Here is a 21,535-nt window from a genome sequence, read left to right on the forward strand (position 1 = left end):
AAATATAAAAATATAAGGTTGGAGTGGAGAGAGGAGCAATTCATTTATGTCGCAAGTGTGGAAAATTTACTTGCTGGCTGTCATCAGCTTTCTTGTAGGTACCTCTGAGTTTATTATCGCAGGTATTCTGGACCGGGTTGCCGCAGATCTTCAAGTATCCGTATCGGCAGCAGGCCAACTTATTACCGTATTCTCGATTGCTTACGCATTCGGTACGCCTTTTCTAATTGCCTTCACTTCCCGGATGGAACGAAGGAAGCTTCTCCTCTACTCGCTAGCTATATTCGCTGTAGCCAATGGCATCGCTGCGGTATTGTCCGGATTTGAATTTCTTATCCTATCGCGAATTATTCTGGCGCTTAGCGCAGGCGTATTTGTCGTAACTTCATTGACTGTCGTCTCAGTACTGGCTCCGCCTGAGAAGCAGGGCAGCGCGATCGCTACAGTCGTAATGGGCTTTAGCGCCGCACTCATTGTAGGCGTGCCTCTGGGAAGGGTCATAGCATCGGTCTATGACTGGAAAATGATTTTCGGGGGAATTGGCGTACTGGGGCTGCTTTCCATGCTTCTTATCGCTTTCTTTATTCCGAAAATGAAGGGCGAGGAGCCGATACCGCTCCGCAACCAGCTGAAGCTATTTAAAGAGCCGCGTATTACGGCGGCCTTAATTGTCACCTTTTTCTGGATCGGCGGCTATTCCATCGCTTATACGTATATTTCACCGTTTCTTCTAGAGGTTACCGGGATGAGCGAGCAAGGGGTCAGCATTGGCCTGTTCGCCTTCGGCATCGCCAGCCTGATCGGTTCTAAGCTGGGCGGTTTTAGCACAGATCGCTGGGGAGCCCCTAGGACGCTTATTGGAGGTATGTCGCTGCATATTGTTGCGCTATTGCTGCTTGCAGCCGCCGGCCAGTCCGCAGCTCTTATGTTCCCCGTGCTGATGCTCTGGGCATTCTCAGCATGGTCCTCGGGTCCAACACAGCAGTATAACCTTATTAGCATGGCTCCAGGTGCGACCGGCATCATGCTTAGCTTAAACAGCTCCGTGCTGCAGCTAGGTATGGCTGCTGGCGCTGGGCTCGGCGGCATCGTCGTTGAGCAAGGATCACTTCATGCCGTAAGCTGGATCGGCGCCGTAGGCGTTGCTGGCGCCGTCATCATTACGACCATTGCATACCGCCGATCCGTTCGTTCCCGCTCCAACAGCAGTGAAGTTAACAGTGTGACAGCGGAGAAACAAGTGCTAGAAGCTTAATTTCCGCCTATCGCAACGGATGCGGATGCGGATGCGGCCGGCTTACTATTTTCCCATACGCTGCTCGGAATTTCCTTCCTCAGCACTGGAGCAACCTCGTCCGCAAACCGCTGCACTTGCTCACGCTGCTCGGCTTCGGTCAATCCGTCAACAGAAATGCTAAGCACTTGATTGCCAAACGCTTCATGATAATTCAATATTTTCTCGATAACACTATCCGGACTGCCTACCAGCGTTGGTCCGTTCTCGATACTGTCTTCAAGGCCGGTAAATGGCGAATTGTTGTGCAGTGCCGCTCCCGTCCCTTGAAATGCATCATAATATGGCCGGAAGCGGCTGATTGCCTCTTCACGTGTGTTAGCCAGATAAAGGTTTCCTGCTCCTGAGCCGACAACGGCTTTACTCGGATCATGTCCGTAATAAGCAAGGCGTTCCCGATAATGATCAATTAGGGCTTTATACTTTGCTTGCGGGTGGAACGTATTCGATGAGAACAGCGGCTCGCCATATTTTGCCGCCAGCTCGGTGGAATTGGTGCTCGAAGCGCTTCCGTGCCATACTGGAATGGAAGCCTGATAAGGCCTCGGATAAGTCGTTACACCATCCAGCGCTGGCCGATATTTCCCTTGCCAAGTCACGTTCTCCTCATTCCACAGCTGCTTGAGAAGGGCGTACCGTTCGGCAAGCGATTCCCACTGCTCCTCCTCCTTAACACCAAAGAGCGGATAATGGCGGGGATCATTTCCCTTTCCGATAATCAGCTCCAGTCTTCCTTCGGAGAGATGGTCCAGCGTTGCATAATCTTCTGCGACCCTTACCGGGTCGAGCACACTTAGTACCGTTACTGTCGTCAGCAAGCGAATTTTGGAGGTGCGTGCAGCTATTGCGGCCAGTACCACAGGAGGCGAGGAGGATAAAAACGGCTCACCATGCCGTTCTCCTACCCCGTATGCTTCAAAGCCAACCTCCTCTGCCAATGCCGCTTGCTTTAATATATTTTGAAATTTTTGCTGTGAAGTCAGTGTCTCCCCGCTTACTGCGTTGGGAACGTTCATCATAATGCTGAACAATGCGAATTTCATTTGACCCTCAGCTCCGTTTCCTTATGCTTTTCCATTAATTTGAACTATTCTAGCACGGCTGATTATCAGGAGCAATCTAAATCTTATAATTCCTATTATAATACTATTCTATAGCACATTAAATAATTCTATATTAGATTGATATAGATGCTTGTTGTCGCTGTCTTGTTGACACAGCAACGAAAAAAAGACCCTCCAGGGTCTTTTTTTCATTGCTGTGTCTTGCTGCGGATTATTTAGGGCGTGTGACTTCTGCTGATAAGACCCTCGCAGGGTCTTATCTATCTAATTTCAGTGACGCATTTTCACCTTAAGCCCCTCAAAGGTCTTAACTGTCTCAAATCATACTCTCCAGAGCATTTTCACGGAGTGTCCAGCTGCCTTAAGACTCTCTCGAGGTCTTATTCACCTAAAAATTCAATCAATTCAAGCACGCTAAGACCCTGCGAGGGTCTTAAGCTCAAAACCAGCCACATCCACTATCCTTGCCTGCTCTCCCGCACTTATCAAACGCCGCCGGTGTGAAGCATTTCCCACTATCCAAAAAAAGCAGTGCAGGGTTAGTCCCTGCACCGCCTCTTATTCCATTACTTATTTGCCTTGAAGTGCAGCCAAGCCAAGGGCAAGCGAGCCGCTAAGACCCGCGTTGTCGCCAAGGCCCGGAGGCACGATAAAGCTGTCGAGACCGCTGACGATCTCTTTGGCGCTTACATAGCCGTTAAGCTGCTTGCGAACTTCTTCGCGAATCATCGGGAACAGCTGCAACTGGTGCATAACGCCGCCGCCGAGAATTACCTTTTTCGGGGAAAGCATCAGAATCACGTTGCTGACTGCTTGTCCAAGATAGTATGCTTCCAGCGCCCAAGCCGGGTGATCCACAGCCAGCTCGCTGCCCTTCACTTTCCAACGCTTCTCCAGTGCTGGCCCTGCCGCCATCCCTTCCAGGCAATCACCATGATAAGGACAGAAGCCTTCATAGTCGTCATCAGCATGGCGGCGTGTCAGCACGTGACCGCCTTCTGGATGAACAAGACCGTGAACCAGTTTACCTTCACTATATACGCCTACTCCAACACCTGTCCCAACCGTATAATAAACGCAGCTGTCGAGCCCTTTAGCAGCACCCCATGTCGCTTCGCCAAAAGCTGCAGCATTCACGTCGGTATCCCAGCCGAAAGGAACATCGAAATTGCGTTTCATCGTTCCCAGAAAATCAAAGCCCGACCAGCCCGGCTTTGGTGTCGTCGTCACATGACCGTAAGTTGGACTTGCTTTATCAATATCAATCGGGCCAAACGTGCCAATCCCGATTGCCTCGACTCCCTTGCCTTCGCAATATGCAATAACATTTGCCATCGTGCTCTCCGGACTTTCCGTCGGAAAGCTCACGCGATCCTCAATTACGCCTTCTTCATTGCCGATGCCGCAGACGAACTTCGTCCCGCCTGCTTCAATCGCTCCAATACGCACTTGTAAGTCAACTCCTTCATAGTAATAACTCTACTATCGGCTAGACGCCGACGAATTGCAACCCAATTGCTCAAAAATAATTATAACCGGTAAACATAAGGATCTTTCGGTGCAGCGATTGACTTCCATGACGTCACCTGCAGCACTGGAATAGTCTGTTTAAAGGGCTGATAGAACTCCCAAGTAAGCTTCCCGGTTACGTTAATCCAATCATTATCTTTCAAATCCGTGTTTTTCGGAAAATCGACCAGCATGCCGAACACACCGGAATCTGCCACACAATGAATGAAGCCGAAGCGAAATACAAAGAAATGATTACCGTCAACCTGCTCTCCCTTGTAGGCAAAACCATCAAAGCTAATCGACGCCCCCATAAACTGCCCCGGATTGTTGTACAGCGCCTCCATACCCTTCAAATAATTACTGTCAGTCAGCTCAATCTGCCGCATGCCTGCAAACTCGGACAGCTCCTTCTTCTTCAGGTTCTCATACCCTTCCTTACCGTAAAACACACTGGAATCCGGCTTGAGAAACTGATGCTGTCCGGGATTATTTTCCGCCTCCTCAAAGGTTGGAAAAGAGAACCCCTTCGCCTTCACAAAGCTGGAATCGAGCGTTTGCACCGGAAGGAAAATACCCGTAAGAATAGGAACAATCAGTATAAAATAACCGAGAGCCCGCTTCCACTTGGAGGTCGGCTCATGCGAATGGCCAAAATGACTATCTTCCCCCGCGTGATGGTGATGATGATTATGGCTATGTTCATGATGATCATGACTATGAATGTGATCACCTTGGCTATGTGTATGACAATCAAGGCTATGTGCGTCATCACCATGACCATGTGTATGATGATCATGCACATGAACGTGACCCGTGCTATGCTCATGGTCATGCGTTCTTCCCCCGACCTCGCTATGCCCGCCCCCTGCCCCGTCAGCATGCTCCTTAGCATGAGCAGCGGCAGCGACAGCAGCCTCAGCCCTCGCCTTTTCCGCTCCTTCCTTTTGATAGATACGAAGGAACTCCACCATGGCGAGCACAGCGAGCAAAACAATTGCACTAATAGAGAGATAGGCATATTTCATATTAATATATTTGTTCAAGTCGCCGCTGCTATGCATTAAGGCGAACATGAGAATAAACCCGATCAAAATATAAAGACGTGTCATCCGAACAACCTCCCTACCAACAATGATCCTGCTAAGGTAAACAGCGTCACCAGAGCAATAAGTACGGCTACGAATTTCCCTTTAAAGGATGCCAGAAGCATAATCGTATTTTTAATATCGATCATCGGACCATAGACTAGAAAGGCCGAAAGCGCCCCTACGGAAAAAGTACTGCGGAAGGATGAAGCGATAAACGCATCCGCTTCCGAGCATAGGGACATCGTAAAAGCGAGTCCGATCATAATCAGGGAAGCCGTCAGCGGGCTGCTGCCCAAATGAAGCAGCGTCGAGGTCGGGATAAAGGTCTGCATGCAGGCAGCGATGAAGGCTCCTAGCACGAGATATTTGCCCACGGAGAAAAACTCCTCCACACTGTGGCTAAGCACATCCATTAGCTGATGCTTTAAAGGAGGCTTTGAAGGCTCCACCGTTAAAGACTGCATGTCCGAGACAGCAAGTGCGGCCGCAGCCTGCTGCTCCGCAACGGATAGACGCAGCGGCAATACAGGAAACAGAAAGCCTATAATAATGGACACGGCCAAAGCAACTGCGATAGCCAATCCCGCTCGGATGCCGACCATTTTCCAATCATTTCCGAACGCAATATAGGTGGCAAACAACACAACCGGATTAATAATTGGCCCCGTCAGCATGAAGCCGATGCCTGCGTTCAGCGGCACCCCTTTTTTCAATAGTCTTCTCGTAATGGGTACGATTCCGCACTCGCAGGCCGGGAAAAAAATGCCGATCCCGCATCCGAACAGGGACGCCAGAAACCGGTTTTTCGGCATCATGCGGGCGATCCATTTTTCGGTTAAAAAAATTTGAATAAAGCCGGAGATCAAGACACCTAACAGCACGAACGGAATAGCTTCCATAATCATGCTCAAAAAAATCGTGTTCAACTGCAGTATCGTTTTCACCGTCATGCCTCCGTTGACTTTGCTCTCTCATTCTAGCGCATTCCCTATTATGAAACATGTCTAAACGATACGCCAGTGCAGTTGTTTCCCAATGCAATAACTCCTATATAAAAATAGTTCTTAAGAATTATTTTTCACATATTATTCATAGTTTCTAAGTCGCATTTTATGCTATAATTTCCATATCCACCATGTTAGTCATAGTGGATTTATTAGTGTGACATGCATGAATGAACGAGAGGATTGCGTACAACATGACGAAGGCAACGACATTCTGCAAAGTAACCGGCGATTTGAATAACGGAGAGCTCCTCTTCAGAATAGGCAAGTGGAAACTGTTGATTGAAACAAATCGGTATTATGAGATCAAACCGGAGACCGGCGCCGTAAAACGGCTCTACAAAGAGAAGCTGAACACCATATGCGAAGAAAGCAAGCATTTTGCACACGGCTTCCTCTCTTGCTCCGCCTATTGCCGAGAAGACCAAATCCACGACATGAAGCTTCAAATCATCCATAAACTGGAGTCCAATATCCAAACCTACTTAAATGAGCTGGAAGTAAACCAACTAGCTATTCAAAGACAGTACCACCAGCTGCAGCTAGCCGGATCGCCCGGTGAAAACTAGCAGATGCCCGCAAAAAGACCGCCCTTACTCCTGATCAGGAGCTGGGACGGTCTTTTTGCTGTAGTTGCAACTGACAATAGATAGCTTTAGAGAAAGCTCATTGAGACGCTGCCGGCCCTCTACAAGGGAAAAGTAGTTACACTCGCTTCGTTAATGTATAATTATGTAAATCAGACATTGGAATCAGGGCAATAACGAATCAGGTTCGCTAAATAATGAACCTAGTTTCGCTCATTAGCAACATACTGCAGTGAACGATTCAAACAGCGAACCTAGCTTCGTTACTCATGAACCTCGGTTCTCCAACAGCGAAATTTGGTTCGCTAATGCCCTTCTCTTGATAGGAAATAACCGCATTAACGAAGTTCAGTTCGCTATAAAGCGAAGCTGCTTCGTTAATGCCAATCAAATAATTATCATAAAAAGGATGTGTATCATGCGCTTGCACAAAGCAGCAGCTATTGTATTTATCTCCTCAGCGCTACTCGCTGGCTGCACTGTTGCTCAACCGATTGAGAAGACTAAAAAAATCAACAGCAAAGTCAGCCTTCAATCATTCAGCGTAGAAAATATTCAAGCTAGAGTAACTTCCATCGAAGAGGGCGGCCACCCTTATGAGGGTATCCAGTACGACATTACCTCCTTAGTCAAGGAATTACCTGTTGAGCAGCTCAACCAACTAGAATTTGGGCTGCGTTATGCGGGTAAGACAGCCGAGATCCTTGGGGTCAATGAATCCGGATATATGAAGGGATACACATTAGTAGACAGCAATTCAACCTCACAGAAAATTGTTACTAATGCTACCGTGCTCCGCTCCCCGCCGCTGTCCAAGCAGGATTTGAGCTATTTACTAAGTGAAGACTCATTAAACGATATAACCATTGCGGTACAAGATAAAGAAGGCAACCGAATATACTAAAATTCAATGCCGCCTGTCCCTACAACACCCAAGGTCACATGAAGCAGTATTATAAAATAACCCCTTCATTTGTCCAGACACTCCAAACCGAACCTAAATAAAAAGCAATCCGGTGCCGTCAAGGAATGGGATTGCTTTTTATGACCTCATACAGCCAGTGAGCGGGACGCATGTATTGTAACGTACGCAAGGTTGGATGTCTGTCTACCTGCTTATTTATGCGTACATACTAAGCCTGCATCAACCAAGCACTGAACAGCCGTCCCTGCTACTCTTCAACCTTTTGAATTTTCGCCGGGTTGTTGATTTTGTAAGGGACGGGATGCTTCGTCAGTTTCTTGGCTACGACTTTTGCATCGAACTGTATCTTGTCGCCGACTTCAAGCTCCAGCTTCTTCAAGGTCGCGCTGTGGCTCGACCAGGCCAGACCGATATCCGTCGAAGACTCCAGAATCGACACGGCTTCATAAATGATAACCTCGTCATCCGTATCGGAAAAATGGTTGGGAACAGTCGTGAATTCCTGCACGGTTGCCGACAATCTGACCTTCTCCTCCGGCAGCTCCAGTTTTGGCGCCTTCTCCTTCTTCGCCTTCGGAGGGGCCTTCGGCTTCGCCGCCGCTTGCACCTTACCTTCCTCCGCAGCAGGCTTGTCCGCATCACCTGCAGCGTCAGACTTCACTGACACAGACGCTTCCTCGCTGGCGCCTGCAGCAGTTGCACCTGCCTTCACTGACTCCGCCGCCGTATCAGCCTCACCTGCTTGGGAACCCTCAGTATCTGCTTGATACCCATTGTCACCGCCGAACACGGGCTGTGCTGCCGCCTCAGCAGCCTCATTTGATTCTGCGGCCTCCCCGTCTTCGCCAGCATCAGCCTCGGCCGCTGCAGCCGCCTTCACGCCACTGTAGTTGGACGCCTGCATCTCCTTCAAATACGAAGGATGAATGCAATGCCGTACGGTGCCGTCCCCTAGTTCGATAACAGCGGTCAGTTTGTCAACATAACCAATAATGGAGACGGCCTCATTCAAGCCATTTCCTTTATAGTAAAAGACTTTGCTCTTCGTCGCTTTGTCCGAGAGCAAGCCCCACTCTTTGCATTGGCCGATCTGGGCACCTTCATTCTCAAATACTTTATAATCAGCAGGTTCGATTGCAAATGGATAAGCCATCTAATCTCCGCCTTTCTCTCATCATCGTTATGTACCATTGTAGCATGATTCATAATGAAATAAACGGGCTCCCCGCCAGAAAACAAAGAAGGCTGATGCCCCCGGTCCAGCTTAGAACCGGTGAGCATCAGCCCTCTAATTATTCTGCGGAACGGTCAACTGCTGACAATACAAATTCGAATGTCATTTCGCAGTCCGACGGAATGACATACTCGTCATGTACAGGCGCTCCCCAGCTGTCATCGCCGCCTACGCCCATCTGACGTCCAGCTACGGTAACTACCGTGTAATGTACAGCAGGAAGCTCCCAAGCATGAGCCGCATTTTCCAGCTCGAAGGCGGTATAAGGCGACACATTGCACTCCACTGGCGCGGATGGCGCTGCGGTCAATGAAATCCCTAACCCGCGGTTGTCCGTAATCGCTAACCGGCGGACACCGGTACGATTACCGGATTCCTGCGGTACCAAGTATGGCGAAGGCAATTGCTCGACCTTGCGGCTGAACACGCCCAGTCTCGCTCCGAAGGCACGGTCGATGTAATTTTCCTCCGGCCCCATCGCGTACCATTCCGTGTTCTCGTAATCTGCGGACAACTTGAACGACAAGGCCACGATCGGCACATTCGGTAAGCCTGGCACGCCTTTATAATTGCTTCTTACACGAATGCTGCCATCGGCATATACCGTGTAAGCAACGCGGAAATGCAGCTTATCGCTGATGCTGAATGCATAATCGAAAGCTACCGTTGCATAAGCTCCGGAAGCGGTATTCCCGCTAATACTCTCATCATTCACCGTCAGCTTAACGTTCGTGCATCTACGCGCCAAGCTGGCAGCGTACCAGACACCCGCCTCATAGCCGAGCTGCGTTCCTTTATCATTGTCGGTCGATGCCCGCCAGAACAGCGGAGCAGGCGGAGCCGCGATCATCTCGCGGTTGCCGTAACGAACCGACACAAGAGAGCCAGCTTGCTTGGAGAACAGAATCGAGAAGCCGTCTCCCGAGACGCCAATATTGACATCCCCCTCAACAACCCGTACCGAGCCTGCCTGAAGCGCCGAGTCCTCAGAAGCATTAGCAGAGCTCGAAACCTCGAACACGGCTTCGCCGAATGCAACCTCATGGCCCGCCTCTGCCCACAATTCAGCTTCCTTCAGCACGAATGCCGCATGAATGGCATATTCCCCTGCTTCGTGAACCGAGCTGTCCTGCAGCTCCAGCGGCACAACGGCTTCCTCGCCTGCTTCGACATTCACTTCGCCCAGCCAAGAATATACTTCATGGCCGTTGCGCAGCAGCCGTACAGACAAAGCAAGCTTCTCCGTACTTTCAAATAAATTGCCGTTCTTCACTTTGATCCCAAACCGCGAAGGCTCCAGCTTGATGTTCTGGTAAAGAAACTTCACTTCCTGCATCTTCGGCGTCACTGTGCGATCGGCGAACACGATCCCGTTGCCGCAGAAGCTGTAGTCTGTTGGACGATCGTCGAAATCGCCGCCGTAAGCCAAAAACTCGCGGCCGTAACGGTCCTTTTTCACCAGCGACTGGTCGATATAGTCCCAAATAAAGCCGCCCTGATAAAGCTCGTACTGATCTTCAAGCTCCGTATATTTGTGCATGCCGCCGATTGAATTGCCCATCGCGTGCATATACTCGCAGCTGATGTACGGCTTGCCCGGATTACTGTCCAGATACTCAATAATGTCTGCAGGCTTGGCGTACATCCGGCTCTCCATATCGCTTGTCGCATCGAACTTACGATTATGAAATACGCCTTCATAATGAACCAGGCGGCCCGGATCCGTCTCACGGAAATAATTCGATACGTTCAGAATTACTTCGCCCGCATACGATTCATTGCCGCAGGACCAGATTAGAATAGACGGATGGTTTTTATCCCGCTCCAGCATCGACACGGCACGGTCCATAACCGCACCCTCCCACTCCGGATGGTCACCCGGAATGTTCCACGACGGCTCGACAGCGCCCATCTTTTGCCACGACCCATGGGATTCAAGGTTCATCTCATCAATAACATAGATGCCATATTCATCGCACAGCTCGTACCACAGCGTCTGATTCGGATAATGCGATGTACGGACAGCATTCATGTTGTTTTGCTTAATCGTCTTAATGTCCCACAGCATGTCTTCCTTCGTAATCGAACGTCCGCGGCGGCTATTGAATTCGTGACGATTAACGCCCTTAAATACGATCCGCTTGCCGTTGAGACACATGACTTTATCGATCATCTCAAACCGCCGGAAACCGGCCTTCTGCACAATCGCTTCTACAAGCTCCCCGTCCGCATTCATCACTGAAAGACAGATTGAATACAAATAAGGACGCTCCGCGCTCCAGACCTTCACCTTACCTGCATCCACAGCAAACGAATGTCTGCCCTGTTCATCGAAGTGACCGTGTTCGGCTAATACTACTCCGCCATTCGCATCCTTCAATTCCATGAGCACGCTTGCCGAGGCTGCGATTCCCTGCTTCAGCAGCTCAAGGTCAATCGTCAGACGGCCAGCCGTATAGGAATCATCCAATTCAGCCAACACCCGCAAATCGCGAACGTGATGCTGAGGAACCGTGTACAAATACACCTCGCGGAAAATACCGGAGAATCGCCAAAAATCCTGATCCTCGAGCCAGCTGCCGGTGCTGCGCTGATATACCTCTACCGCAAGCTTGTTGTCGCCTTCCTTAATGAAAGGAGTAAGATCAAATTCCGAAGGGGTAAAGCTGTCCTCGGCGTAACCGACAAACTCCCCGTTCAGCCATACATAGAAAGCCGCTTCTACACCCTGAAACGAAATATAAACGGGTTGCCCCGTCATCGTCTTCGGCAGGCGGAAATGCTTCACATAGCTGCCGACCGGATTGTACTCCTCAGGGATGGCCGGCGGCCTAACGCCGTCGAGCCCGTCCCAAGGGTACATCGTATTTACATATTGAGGACCACCCCAGCCCTGAAGCTGGATGTGGCCCGGCACTTGAATGTCATCCCAACCGTTGCAGTCATAGTCCGTGCGGTAAAACGATTCGATCCTGCCGGCGGCATTGGTCGCATAGCTGAATTTCCAATTGCCGTTCAGACTACTGCGCATCGTCATCGGCGTATTGCGTTCCGCTTCATCCATCGTCTTGTAATAACGATGATCGGAATGCGCGTCGAGCCGGTTGACCCGGTATACCGTTGCGTCGCTCAGCCAGTCCAAGCTGGCGCTTGCTGCTTTCATCCCCAAATGCCCCCTCATATCTGCATACATTCTTATTACTAAATCATTATTTTACGGAGCCTGTCATACCCGCTACGAAATGCTTCTGCATCAGGAAGAACACGATTGCCGTAGGCAGTGTTGCAATTAAAATAACGAGCATAATTACGCCGTAATCCGGAGCGTAGCTGGAACCCAAGTTCGAGATCAGCAGCGGAATCGTTCTTTTCTCCGGTGATTGCAGCACGACGAGCGGCCACAGATAGTTGTTCCAGCTGGACATGAACGTAATGATCGCAGCTGCAGCATATGTTGTTTTCATCGTCGGCACGTAGATGCGGAAGAAAATACCGAGCTCGTTCAGACCATCAATCCGGCCTGCTTCAAGCATATCCTTCGGAAACATCTTCGTATTTTGCCGGAAGAAGAAAATAAGAAACGCGGTTGTCACTGACGGTAAAATAACGGCTGTCATCGTATCGATACCGATTGCCGGGATAATCTTCGAAATACCGCCAAACATCCGGTACAACGGTACCATGATTGCCGCAAACGGAATCATCATCGACAGAAGCAAGACGCTAAAGATCCGATCCTTCGCCTTGCTGCGGAAAATCTCAAAGCCGTAGCCTGCAAGCGAAGCAATCAACAGTGCAATAATCGTTGTCGTAACCGAGATTTTAGCCGAGTTCCAAAGCGCAGGTCCGATATCAATCGTATCGAGAACCTTCTTCAGGTTTTCACCCAGGAAAGCGCCGGGCATAAGCTTGCCCTTCGTGACGTCAACTGATTTATTCGTAGCGCTGGAGATCATCCACAAGAATGGGAAGATGGAAACGACCGCGGCAACGCTTAAGAATAAGTAAGTTAGAAACTTTTTCAATTTATCCATTTTTATCACCTGCCAGTTTGAACTGAAGGAACGAGAAGATAACGATCAGAATAACGACGGCATAGGAGACAGTCGCCGCGTAACCAAAGTCAGGTGTGTATTTGAACGAAAGGTTGTAAATATATTGCGATAGCGTTGTGGTCGCGTTACCTGGACCACCCTTCGTAATGTTCATAACCTCGTCGAACAACTGCAGCGTACCGATTGTTGACGTGATGGACGTGAACAAAATGATCGGTCTCAGCAAAGGCATCGTAATCTGGGTAAATTGCCGAAATGCGGATGCGCCGTCAATGCGTGCTGCTTCGTATATGGAGTTGTCAATGTTTTGCAAAGCCGATAAGTAGAAAATCATGTTATATCCGGTCCAACGCCAAGTAATGGCGACTATGATCGTAATTTTAGCCCAGAACGGGTCGCTGATCCAAAGAATCGGGTCAGCAATCAGATGCAGCTTGAGCAGCATCGTATTAATAAGCCCTTCATTTCCGAACAAATATTTGAAGATAACCGAGTAAGCAACGAGGGATGTAACGGCTGGCAAGAAAATTGCCGTCCGGAAGAAGCCCTTGAATTTCAAATTTCTATCGTTGAGCAATACAGAAATAAACATAGCAAGAACGATCATGATCGGTACTTGCACGATTAAATAAATAAACGTATTTTTCAATGCAGCAATAAAGGTCGCGTCCTTGAAAAGCCGCGTGTAGTTCTCCGTCCCAACATATGAGAGGTTAGTGCCTGTTCCCGATTGAAACGACATCAGGAGCGCCTGAATCATCGGATAAAAATAAAAGATACAAATCATAACGACAGCTAGCGCAATAAATGCCCAACTTACAGCATTCGTTCTTGCTTTGATGCCCATGCCTGCTCTTGCTTCTTTCACAGCTTCGCCAGCTCCTTCCTTAATTCCGTCTAACAGTGTATGGTTTCTTTTTTTCTTGCAACTATGGCAACAACCTAAGGACACGCCGTCCGCCATCGACAAGATCGTCGCTGGCGGACGGGTGTCCAAGGTCATTGTCTGTTGCTTTTTTGATTTATTTGTTTTTATTTAATTTGTGCGTCTGCTTGGCTTTGTGCATCTTTCAACACTTGATCCAGCTTTTTGCCGTTCAAGAAGTTTTGCATTTCAACAACGAGGATGTCCTCAATTGCGTAAGTGTGCATACCGAAGTTTACTTTTGGTACCTCAGCAGTCCATTTCGCGAAGTCTTCAACTACTTTTTGTCCGCCGAAGAATTCATTTGGCTGTTTGTAAGCCTCGCCTGCTGCAGCCGGTTTGTATGTGCCGATAGCGCCTACTTCTGTAATCAGTTTTTGGTACAGGTCAGAATCGGAACCGAAAGTAGCGCCAAGGAACTCAGCTGCTTTTTCTTTGCCTGGAACGTTCAGTACGTAGAACGAGCTGCCGCCGATGCTTGCTGCGTGTACGGAATTAGGTGTTTTCGACAGTTTTGGCAGTGGTGCAACGCCCCATTTGCCGGATTGCGAAGCTTCAGCCGCGATCGAAGGCATGAACCAGTTGCCTGTCGGGTAAGAAGCAACATCACCGGAGTTGAAGTTAGCTACCAATTGGCTCCAGTCCGCATGCGGTTTAACGATGTTAGCCTGCATGATTTTTTGGTAAACCTCAAACGCTTCTTTCATTGCGGCATTGTCAGCGATGTTAGCTGTTTTACCGTCTTCTTTCAGGTACCATGCACCCGTCGATTGCGTCATCATACGGATAAGGCTAAGGTCGGTAGGGTCAAGGGAAATCCAGTTTTTGCCTGTTTTCTCTTTAACTTTTTTACCGATTTCGATGTATTGCTCCCAAGTGATGTCCTGCATGTCTGCAAGCGTGTAGCCTGCTTCTTTCAGGTAGTCCGTACGTACGAACACGCCTGCTGCGCCGGAGTCAAATGGAAGACCATAGTGCTTGCCGTCTACGCTTGTAGGTCCAAGCTTGTAGTCAGCGAAGTCTTCAGCTTTGAAGTAGCTGCTCAGATCGTAGAACATGTCCGGATATGCTTGCAGGAAACTTTGCGCGCGATAATCCTCGATCAATACGATGTTTGGAAGACCTTTTGTTGTGCCCGAGCTCATGCCAGTGTTCAGCTTTTGAACGATATCGTTCTGTGCGTTCTCAATAATATCAACGGTCAGTTTCGAATCTTTTGCTGCATAATCTTCTTTAGCCAGATTCAAAGCTTTGATGTTGAAGTTTGGATCCCAAGCCCAGACCGTAATCTTGCTTGTATCAGCCGCGTTACCGCCTTTGTTGCCGCCGTTGTCCGATTTGGACGAACAAGCCGACAGTACCAGTACGGTAGCAAAAAGTAATACGAGTAGTTTTTTCATTACAAGACCTCCGTATTTATTTGTTTGCATTTCTGTAAGCGTTTCCTCACTTACTTTTTCAGTTTATCATCCCGCGTTTCTCTCTCGTTAGAACGATCTTTACAACGAGTTGTTCAATTATTATGACTTGATTTGGTCAATTGCATTCGATTTGGACGATTTATATAAATTTGAATAATTATTAGATTTTCAGGAGCGGAATTCGGATTTTTATTCTGGTTCCTTCTCCCAATTCACTGGAGATCGTCACTCCATAGCTTTCCCCGTAAAGCAGTTTAATCCGATCATTTACGTTTCGCACGCCGATTCCGCTGAATAGCTGCCGTTTGCTTGATGAATTTGGCAATTTGCTTCCCCTCGATAATTCCATACCATCCCCGTTATCTACAACTTCGCACATGAGCGCATCACCATCCTGACCGATCATGATGTAGATATGGCCCTCCGGCTTAATATTAAACGCATGGAAAAAGGCATTTTCAATAAAAGGCTGAATCATCAGCTTTGGAACGTGGAAGTCCAAACAATCCGGCGCGATAAAATAACTAACCCGAATCCGTTCACCATAACGGATCTGGTTAATAAACACGTAGTTTTTCATATTGTCCAGTTCCTGGCTGACTGTAATCGTCTCGCTAATGTTGCCGATGGCGTTATGAAGCAGCGAGATGAGCGCGTTGATCGTCTCTGCTGCCTTGTCCTTGCTGCCCTGCTGAACCATAAACTTAACCGAGGCCAGCGTATTGTACAGAAAATGGGGGTTAATCTGCTGTTGAAGCGCTTCAAGCTCGGCATTGCGCCGCTGCTTCTGCGTCTCCACCAGTTCGCCCACATATTCATTAAGCTCATCGATCATCGCATTAAAAGCAATGCCGAGCTGCTTCGTTTCATAGCTGCCGCCGATCGTGACGTGACGGTCGAATTCATACTTGGATATGTTCGAAATCTGCTTCACAAGGCGGGTTAGCGATTTCGTCAGCCTTCTGGAAATGATAAACACAATAATAACGGCAACCGCCACAATCGCCATCACGATGAGCAGAATCCTCTTCGTATCGGTCAACTGGCCGATTGCCGCATTTTTATCGATCAAATTAACCATATAAAGATCTAATGGGGCTAAATATTCAGATAGTACAATTTGTTCTTTGCCCATGAGATGGGAGTTCTTGTAATCAAGTGACCGCTCCTCAATCTGCTCCACATCCGTCAGCAGCTCCTTCGACGATTCACCAATCCATTCCTTGCGGTTCGAGGAAATGATCAGCCCGTCTTTGTCCAATACGATCGCATCGCTCGCTTGGCTCGTGTTGACATCATAGAATTGAGAGAAATCCCGCTCTCTAATTGCGAAATAAACGATGCCGTACGCTTGCCCGGAACGGTCGAGCAGTGTCTTAGCGGCAATAATTGTAGGCTCCATAAAAGGCTTGCCCGAACGCTTGGCATCATCGTAAAAATACATGAGCTTCGTTGGCTGCTCTAGCGCTTTTTTCGTAATCGGATGATTCTTAAGCTCCTTGTCAGGAACCGGCCAATAGGTACGATCTACCGTTGCATAGCTTCTGCCGTTAATTCCCGTTACCGTAATGCCTACCTCATAGACGTCCATCCCGGACTTAATCCGGTTCATTTGCTGCCCCATTCTATAGAAGGCTTGGTTCATTTCACTAGAAGTTCCGCCATCCTCCGTTAGAAACTGACGAATGGTACCGCTTTGGGCGATTTTATTCGTAGTAAGCACGATGGAATAGTTGAAGGAATCAATCCGGCTGTTAATTTGCTCGATAACCTTCGAGTTCGTTATGCTGAACGTCTCCATAAACACCCGTTCCGACACATTGATCGTCGTCCATGTCACCAGAATGGATACGGCGACGATGCTGGCAACCATAATAATGAACATTTTCACAAACAGCCCGTTGTACTTAAAACGATCCAATAGTCGTCTCATAACTCACCTATCTCGTATATTGTTGGCGATAACGGCTTGGGGACAGGCCGGTATGCTTCTTGAACACTTTGCAAAAATAGCTATGATCCGAGTAGCCTACTAAGCCGCTGATCTCCGAAATCGGGGCTGAGCCTGCCCGCAGCAGCTCCGAGGCTTTGTTCGTGCGAACGCGATGCAAATAATCGATAAAGCCCTCGCTATGATGCGTGGAGAAATAGCTGGACAAGTAAGACGGGTTAAAATGAAAATGCTTGGCCATCTCCGTCAAATTAAGCGGCTCCGCATAATGATCATCGATATAATCCAGCAGCCTTCTCATATTGACATTGCCGCTCTGCTCAACCCGGTCCAGAATGCACTGCTTGGCCTCTTCAATGAAGGCGTTCAGCACCTCAGCCGCCTCATCCGCATGACGGGCGTCCTCAACCGCTTTGAAATAGAAGTACTTTTTACCCTCCAGCTGTTGGATGTTGTAATCCATATTGCCTAAGAGCACCGTTATATTAAAAATCAAATTACCGAGGAATGATTTGAACTCAAACACATCGGTCATGTAGTTCGTTGTAATGGCTTGGACATGCTCCTTCAAATAGTTAAAAGCCGCATCAAAGTGCTCCCGCTTGAATTCCTCCGTGAACTGATTCAGATTAAACGGCTCTATGCCTTGCGGCGTTTCCGGCAGGTTATTGTAGACCAGCAGACGCTTGCCGGGAAAATAAAAATGATAGTCCATCAGCTTGAGCAAGCTTTGCTTATAGATATTGCCCAGCTCGGCAATATCCATGAAGGGCTCGCCCACTACGATAGCCGTATCCGTATGATGCTCCACAAGGACGCTCGTCATCGCCCTCGCCCAGCTTGGAAGAGAAGCGAGACCATTGTGGTCCATATTTAATAGAAAGACGATCATCGGCAGATCGGTCGGAAGTATGCGATAGACAACCTCAGCCGCCGCTGTCCGGGCATCGAGCTCATCCTGCAAGCTTTTCGTCAGGCCGATGATCTGATGCTTCGTCCGGTTGCGTCCCCTGAGATCAACCCCAATAAGACAATAGCAGCGGTAAGGAAACTCGGCGGCGAGCTCCTGCTCATCGTATTCGGCTTCGAATCCGGATAGGAGCTTTTCCAATAGCAGCTTGACCGAAACCTTCGCGTCGCCTGCCGATTGCTGCGTGCGAAGGGAAGGGATTTTGCCCGCCGTCTCTTTCAAGACATTCAACAAATGGGCGATATCCAGCTTCGGCTTTAATATATAATCTCTCACGCCGCTTTGGAATGTCGAACGCACATAATCGAATTCCCCAAAGCTGCTGAGTACGATAATTTCAATTTCGGGATAGTGCAGCTTGATCTGCCGGGTCAGCTCTTCGCCATCCATCACCGGCATGACAATATCCGTCAGTACAATATGCGGCTGCAGCTGGGCAATCATCTCGAGCGCCTCTTTCCCGTTCGACGCTTCTCCGACGATCTGAAAGCCCTCCTGCTCCCAATTCATAAAGTGCTTGATTCCCTGTCTAATCAGCGCCTCATCATCTACAATTAATACCTTGCAATATGTGAATGCCATACCGGCACCTCCTGCTCAACCAAACTATATATCAAAAGCGGGCCATAAACCCAAACTTAAACTACATTATAACCGAAAAATCGCCGCGAAAATAATCGTTTTGTCGAATGGTGTCGTTTCGTGGCTGATCGGGTGTGTTGATGGGTTATCCCCCGCCTACAGCGAACTAAACTTCGTTACTCGTGAACCTTAGTTCACCAACAGCGAAAATTGCTTCGCTATTCTATATATCGAACCTTTGGCCTCGTCTGATAACGCTTCGCTATATTAACGGCCGACCACTGCCCATGCGCGAACGAACCTGATTCGCTATTTTTCGAATCTAACTTCGTTATTCGAAAGTTGCCGATGAGGCCGCCCGCCTACAGCGAACTAAACTTCGTTACTCGTGAACCTAGGTTCACCAACAGCGAAAAATGCTTCGCTATTCTATATATCGAACTACAGAACTCATCCGATAACGAATTTCGCTTCGTTATATTGCGAATCAGCTTCGCTAACCTCCTCAGCCGAAACCCTTCGGTCCATTGCACAGCTTAACTTTCCACTCTTCACTCTTCACTCTTCACTCTCCACTCTTCACTCTCCACTCTTCACTCTCCACTCTTCATTCTTCATTCTTCATTCTTCATTCTTCATTCTTCATTCTTCATTCTATAACGAACTTCGTTTGAGCCCTCTCTCCACATCTCCAACTACGCAAAAAAAGAGAGACGCAATCGTCTCTCCCCTGCTGCATATTAAATGTAGTTCACTCTTGCCCTTCAGCTAACAGCTAACCAGTCTTCATTATAATGTAGCTCTAGATCCTATCAAGCCTTCGCTTCCGAACCCGAGCGGCGCTTTATTGCCTTCGCCTGATACATCCGCCAGCCTGTCAGCAATGCCGCCGCCAAGCAGATGCACGCAGATGTTGTAAACGCGACATGCATGCCGGCAAGGAAAATATCATCCCTGCCCGGAATCAAGCCGGTTACCCGGTGACCCGCCTTATTGCTCATTACATGAAATAGAATGGTCGTAGCCAGCGTAATACCGACGACCATCCCTACATTGCGCACGAGTGAATTGACGCTGCCGGCTGAACCCAATTGTGTACGTGCAACCTGCGACATAATGAGCGAATTGTTCGGCGACTGGAACAGGCCGCCGCCGATTCCAAGCATCGCGATCCACAGGCCGACAATTGGAACCGAGCTGCCTTCATGCAGCATCGCAAAACCAAATTGTGCGATAACCATTACAATCAGTCCAGCAAAGGTCAGCAGCTCTGACCCGATTTTATCCGACAATGCCCCGCTGAGCGGCGCAACGATTACCATGCAAATTGGCAAAAGCATAAGCAGGAATCCGGCGTCAAACGGCGATAAGCCGAGCATGTTTTGGGCGTAAAAGGGAGCAATAATGTTAAAGGTAAAGTTAGCCGTAAATACGAGAAAACCGCAAAGAATGCTTACAGAGAACAACGGATTCCGGAACAGCGATAGTTGGATAAGCGGGTCTTGCCGCTTTCTTTCTACAATTAAAAACCAGATGAACGCCACCACCGCAACGATTAGCGAAAGGATAATTCCAGCATTGGCATAGCCAGTCTGCTGTCCGATCAGCAGCCCAGCGAATAAAGCTACAATAAATACTGCAAACAACGCACTGCCTGGCACGTCAATTCTGGCCTTAACTTTAATGAGATCACGAGGCAGCAGCTTCCAGCCCATAATAATTGCGATCACGCCAATCGGCACATTAACCCAGAAAATATATTCCCAGCCCAGCGTCGATACGATAATACCGCCCAGACTTGGTCCTGCAATGCTGCCCAGCGATACGAAGGTGCCGATGAGTCCAAGCGCCTTTCCTCTCTCTTTTGCAGGAAAAATATCAGTAACGATTCCTTGGCTGTTCGCCATTGTCATGGAAGCGCCCACCGCCTGCACGACTCTGGAAGCGATAAGAAACGGCAAAGACGCGCTAAAGCCGCATAATAGTGATCCAATAATAAAAATAACAGTACCGATTTTGAAAATCCGAATCTTCCCGACCATATCGCCCAACTTGCCAAAAAACAGAATGGCTGCGCATATTGCCATCAAATACGCCGTCGTAACCCATTCGATCTGAGCAATCGGCAACCCTAGCTCCTTGGACAAAACAGGCAATGCAATGTTGACGATACTCCCATCAAGCGTTGCCATAAAAGTAAACAGGTTCATCACGATAAGTATAATCCAGCGTCTGCCCTGGATCTCCTGATCTTCCTGATACGTACTTACATTAGTATTCAAGAAAATCCTCCTTTCCAGCATTCCAGTCTCAGCTTAGTTGCGCGCGCAACTAAATCGCCAACTTCAGTGTAAGCCATTTTAGTTGCATGCGCAACAACTTTACGATACGATAATAAAAAAGGAGGCTCCATTATGAAAAAAGAGCCGCTCGGCAAGCTCATCTCCTATGTTCATCGGCAAAACTCAAAAATTTTGACCAAGGCTTTGTCCCCTTACGGCATCGGCAGCGGCGGACAGCACAGTTTTCTCAAGACGATTCTTATATCGCCCGGAGTGACGCAGGACCAGCTCACCCAGCAATTGAAATTCGATAAAGCGACTACAGCGAGATCCGTCAAGCAATTGGAGCAATCCGGCTATATTGAACGGCGTCCCGACCCTAACGACAGACGCTCGCACCTGCTGTATCCGACACTGAAAGCCGAACAATTTCATCCCACTTTAAAAAAGATATTACAGCAAACGAATGAAAATTTAGCTTCCAACCTATCTTCAGACGAAGAGGAACAACTTATGCTCCTGCTGCAAAAGGTGAGTCGCCAATTAGCTGAAGATTAACGCTATCCTCCCCGCACAAATAGCTTAAACAGCAGGCTCCCGTCTAATACGAGGCAATTAATTTAGGGGACTGCGGGGTTGCA

At 48.5% G+C, this 21,535-nt stretch carries 16 protein-coding genes; 4 read left to right on the forward strand and 12 right to left on the reverse strand.

Annotated elements, in window-relative coordinates; genetic code table 11:
• Positions 1 to 46 precede the first annotated feature (46 nt).
• Positions 47 to 1,255 carry an MFS transporter gene (locus TY10_RS17930; RefSeq protein WP_042166354.1) on the forward strand — a complete coding sequence of 403 codons (1,209 nt, stop codon included), beginning with the start codon at positions 47 to 49 and terminating at the stop codon, positions 1,253 to 1,255.
• Here the strand turns inward: TY10_RS17930 and TY10_RS17935 are convergent.
• The 4 genes from TY10_RS17935 to TY10_RS17950 all read right to left on the reverse strand — a co-directional run bounded on the left by TY10_RS17935 (position 1,252) and on the right by TY10_RS17950 (position 5,908).
• Positions 1,252 to 2,337 carry an LLM class flavin-dependent oxidoreductase gene (locus TY10_RS17935; protein WP_042166355.1) on the reverse strand — a complete coding sequence of 362 codons (1,086 nt, stop codon included), beginning with the start codon at positions 2,335 to 2,337 and terminating at the stop codon, positions 1,252 to 1,254. The genes TY10_RS17930 and TY10_RS17935 overlap by 4 nt on opposite strands.
• A gap of 591 nt (positions 2,338 to 2,928) precedes the next feature.
• Positions 2,929 to 3,807, reverse strand: coding sequence for an ROK family protein (locus tag TY10_RS17940; RefSeq protein WP_042166357.1), 879 nt, complete (start codon positions 3,805 to 3,807; stop codon positions 2,929 to 2,931).
• 80 nt (positions 3,808 to 3,887) lie between these two features.
• Positions 3,888 to 4,979 (reverse strand): TIGR03943 family putative permease subunit, encoded by a 1,092-nt coding sequence (locus TY10_RS17945; RefSeq protein WP_042166359.1) that lies wholly within the window; start codon positions 4,977 to 4,979, stop codon positions 3,888 to 3,890.
• Entirely contained in the window at positions 4,976 to 5,908 is a 933-nt protein-coding gene (locus TY10_RS17950; protein WP_042166362.1) for a permease, read from the reverse strand. The genes TY10_RS17945 and TY10_RS17950 overlap by 4 nt, the downstream gene beginning before the upstream one ends.
• A gap of 248 nt (positions 5,909 to 6,156) precedes the next feature.
• Between TY10_RS17950 and TY10_RS17955 the strand changes: the two genes are divergently transcribed.
• Entirely contained in the window at positions 6,157 to 6,531 is a 375-nt protein-coding gene (locus TY10_RS17955) for a hypothetical protein (protein WP_042166364.1), read from the forward strand.
• Positions 6,532 to 6,967: 436 nt separating this feature from the next.
• Positions 6,968 to 7,453: a hypothetical protein gene (locus tag TY10_RS17965; protein ID WP_155985938.1), complete on the forward strand. Its 486-nt coding sequence runs from the start codon at positions 6,968 to 6,970 to the stop codon at positions 7,451 to 7,453.
• 268 nt (positions 7,454 to 7,721) lie between these two features.
• Here the strand turns inward: TY10_RS17965 and TY10_RS17970 are convergent, their stop codons facing one another.
• The 8 genes from TY10_RS17970 to TY10_RS18005 all read right to left on the reverse strand — a co-directional run bounded on the left by TY10_RS17970 (position 7,722) and on the right by TY10_RS18005 (position 20,894).
• Complete coding sequence (locus TY10_RS17970) at positions 7,722 to 8,627, reverse strand: hypothetical protein (RefSeq protein WP_042166370.1); 906 nt, start codon at positions 8,625 to 8,627, stop codon at positions 7,722 to 7,724.
• A 139-nt stretch (positions 8,628 to 8,766) separates the two neighbouring features.
• Positions 8,767 to 11,871 (reverse strand): beta-galactosidase, LacZ type, encoded by a 3,105-nt coding sequence (lacZ, locus tag TY10_RS17975; RefSeq protein ID WP_042166372.1) that lies wholly within the window; start codon positions 11,869 to 11,871, stop codon positions 8,767 to 8,769.
• A 46-nt stretch (positions 11,872 to 11,917) separates the two neighbouring features.
• Positions 11,918 to 12,742 (reverse strand): carbohydrate ABC transporter permease, encoded by an 825-nt coding sequence (locus TY10_RS17980; RefSeq protein WP_042166376.1) that lies wholly within the window; start codon positions 12,740 to 12,742, stop codon positions 11,918 to 11,920.
• Positions 12,735 to 13,610, reverse strand: coding sequence for a carbohydrate ABC transporter permease (locus tag TY10_RS17985; protein ID WP_042166457.1), 876 nt, complete (start codon positions 13,608 to 13,610; stop codon positions 12,735 to 12,737). The genes TY10_RS17980 and TY10_RS17985 overlap by 8 nt, the downstream gene beginning before the upstream one ends.
• Before the next feature lie 185 nt (positions 13,611 to 13,795).
• On the reverse strand, positions 13,796 to 15,088 hold the full coding sequence (locus TY10_RS17990) for an ABC transporter substrate-binding protein (protein ID WP_042166378.1): 1,293 nt from the start codon (positions 15,086 to 15,088) through the stop codon (positions 13,796 to 13,798).
• 181 nt (positions 15,089 to 15,269) lie between these two features.
• Positions 15,270 to 17,042 (reverse strand): cache domain-containing sensor histidine kinase, encoded by a 1,773-nt coding sequence (locus tag TY10_RS17995; RefSeq protein ID WP_042166380.1) that lies wholly within the window; start codon positions 17,040 to 17,042, stop codon positions 15,270 to 15,272.
• A gap of 7 nt (positions 17,043 to 17,049) precedes the next feature.
• On the reverse strand, positions 17,050 to 18,612 hold the full coding sequence (locus TY10_RS18000; RefSeq protein ID WP_042166382.1) for a response regulator transcription factor: 1,563 nt from the start codon (positions 18,610 to 18,612) through the stop codon (positions 17,050 to 17,052).
• An 812-nt stretch (positions 18,613 to 19,424) separates the two neighbouring features.
• The gene (locus tag TY10_RS18005) at positions 19,425 to 20,894 is read right to left on the reverse strand and encodes an MFS transporter (protein WP_238327762.1); all 1,470 of its coding nucleotides are present in this window, start codon (positions 20,892 to 20,894) and stop codon (positions 19,425 to 19,427) included.
• Positions 20,895 to 21,026: 132 nt separating this feature from the next.
• Here TY10_RS18005 and TY10_RS18010 point away from each other — a divergent pair, with 132 nt between their 5' ends.
• Positions 21,027 to 21,452 (forward strand): MarR family winged helix-turn-helix transcriptional regulator, encoded by a 426-nt coding sequence (locus tag TY10_RS18010; RefSeq protein WP_042166387.1) that lies wholly within the window; start codon positions 21,027 to 21,029, stop codon positions 21,450 to 21,452.
• Positions 21,453 to 21,535: the final 83 nt, after the last annotated feature.

The sequence above is a fragment of the Paenibacillus gorillae genome (assembly GCF_000513275.1).
GTDB lineage: Bacteria > Bacillota > Bacilli > Paenibacillales > Paenibacillaceae > Pristimantibacillus > Pristimantibacillus gorillae.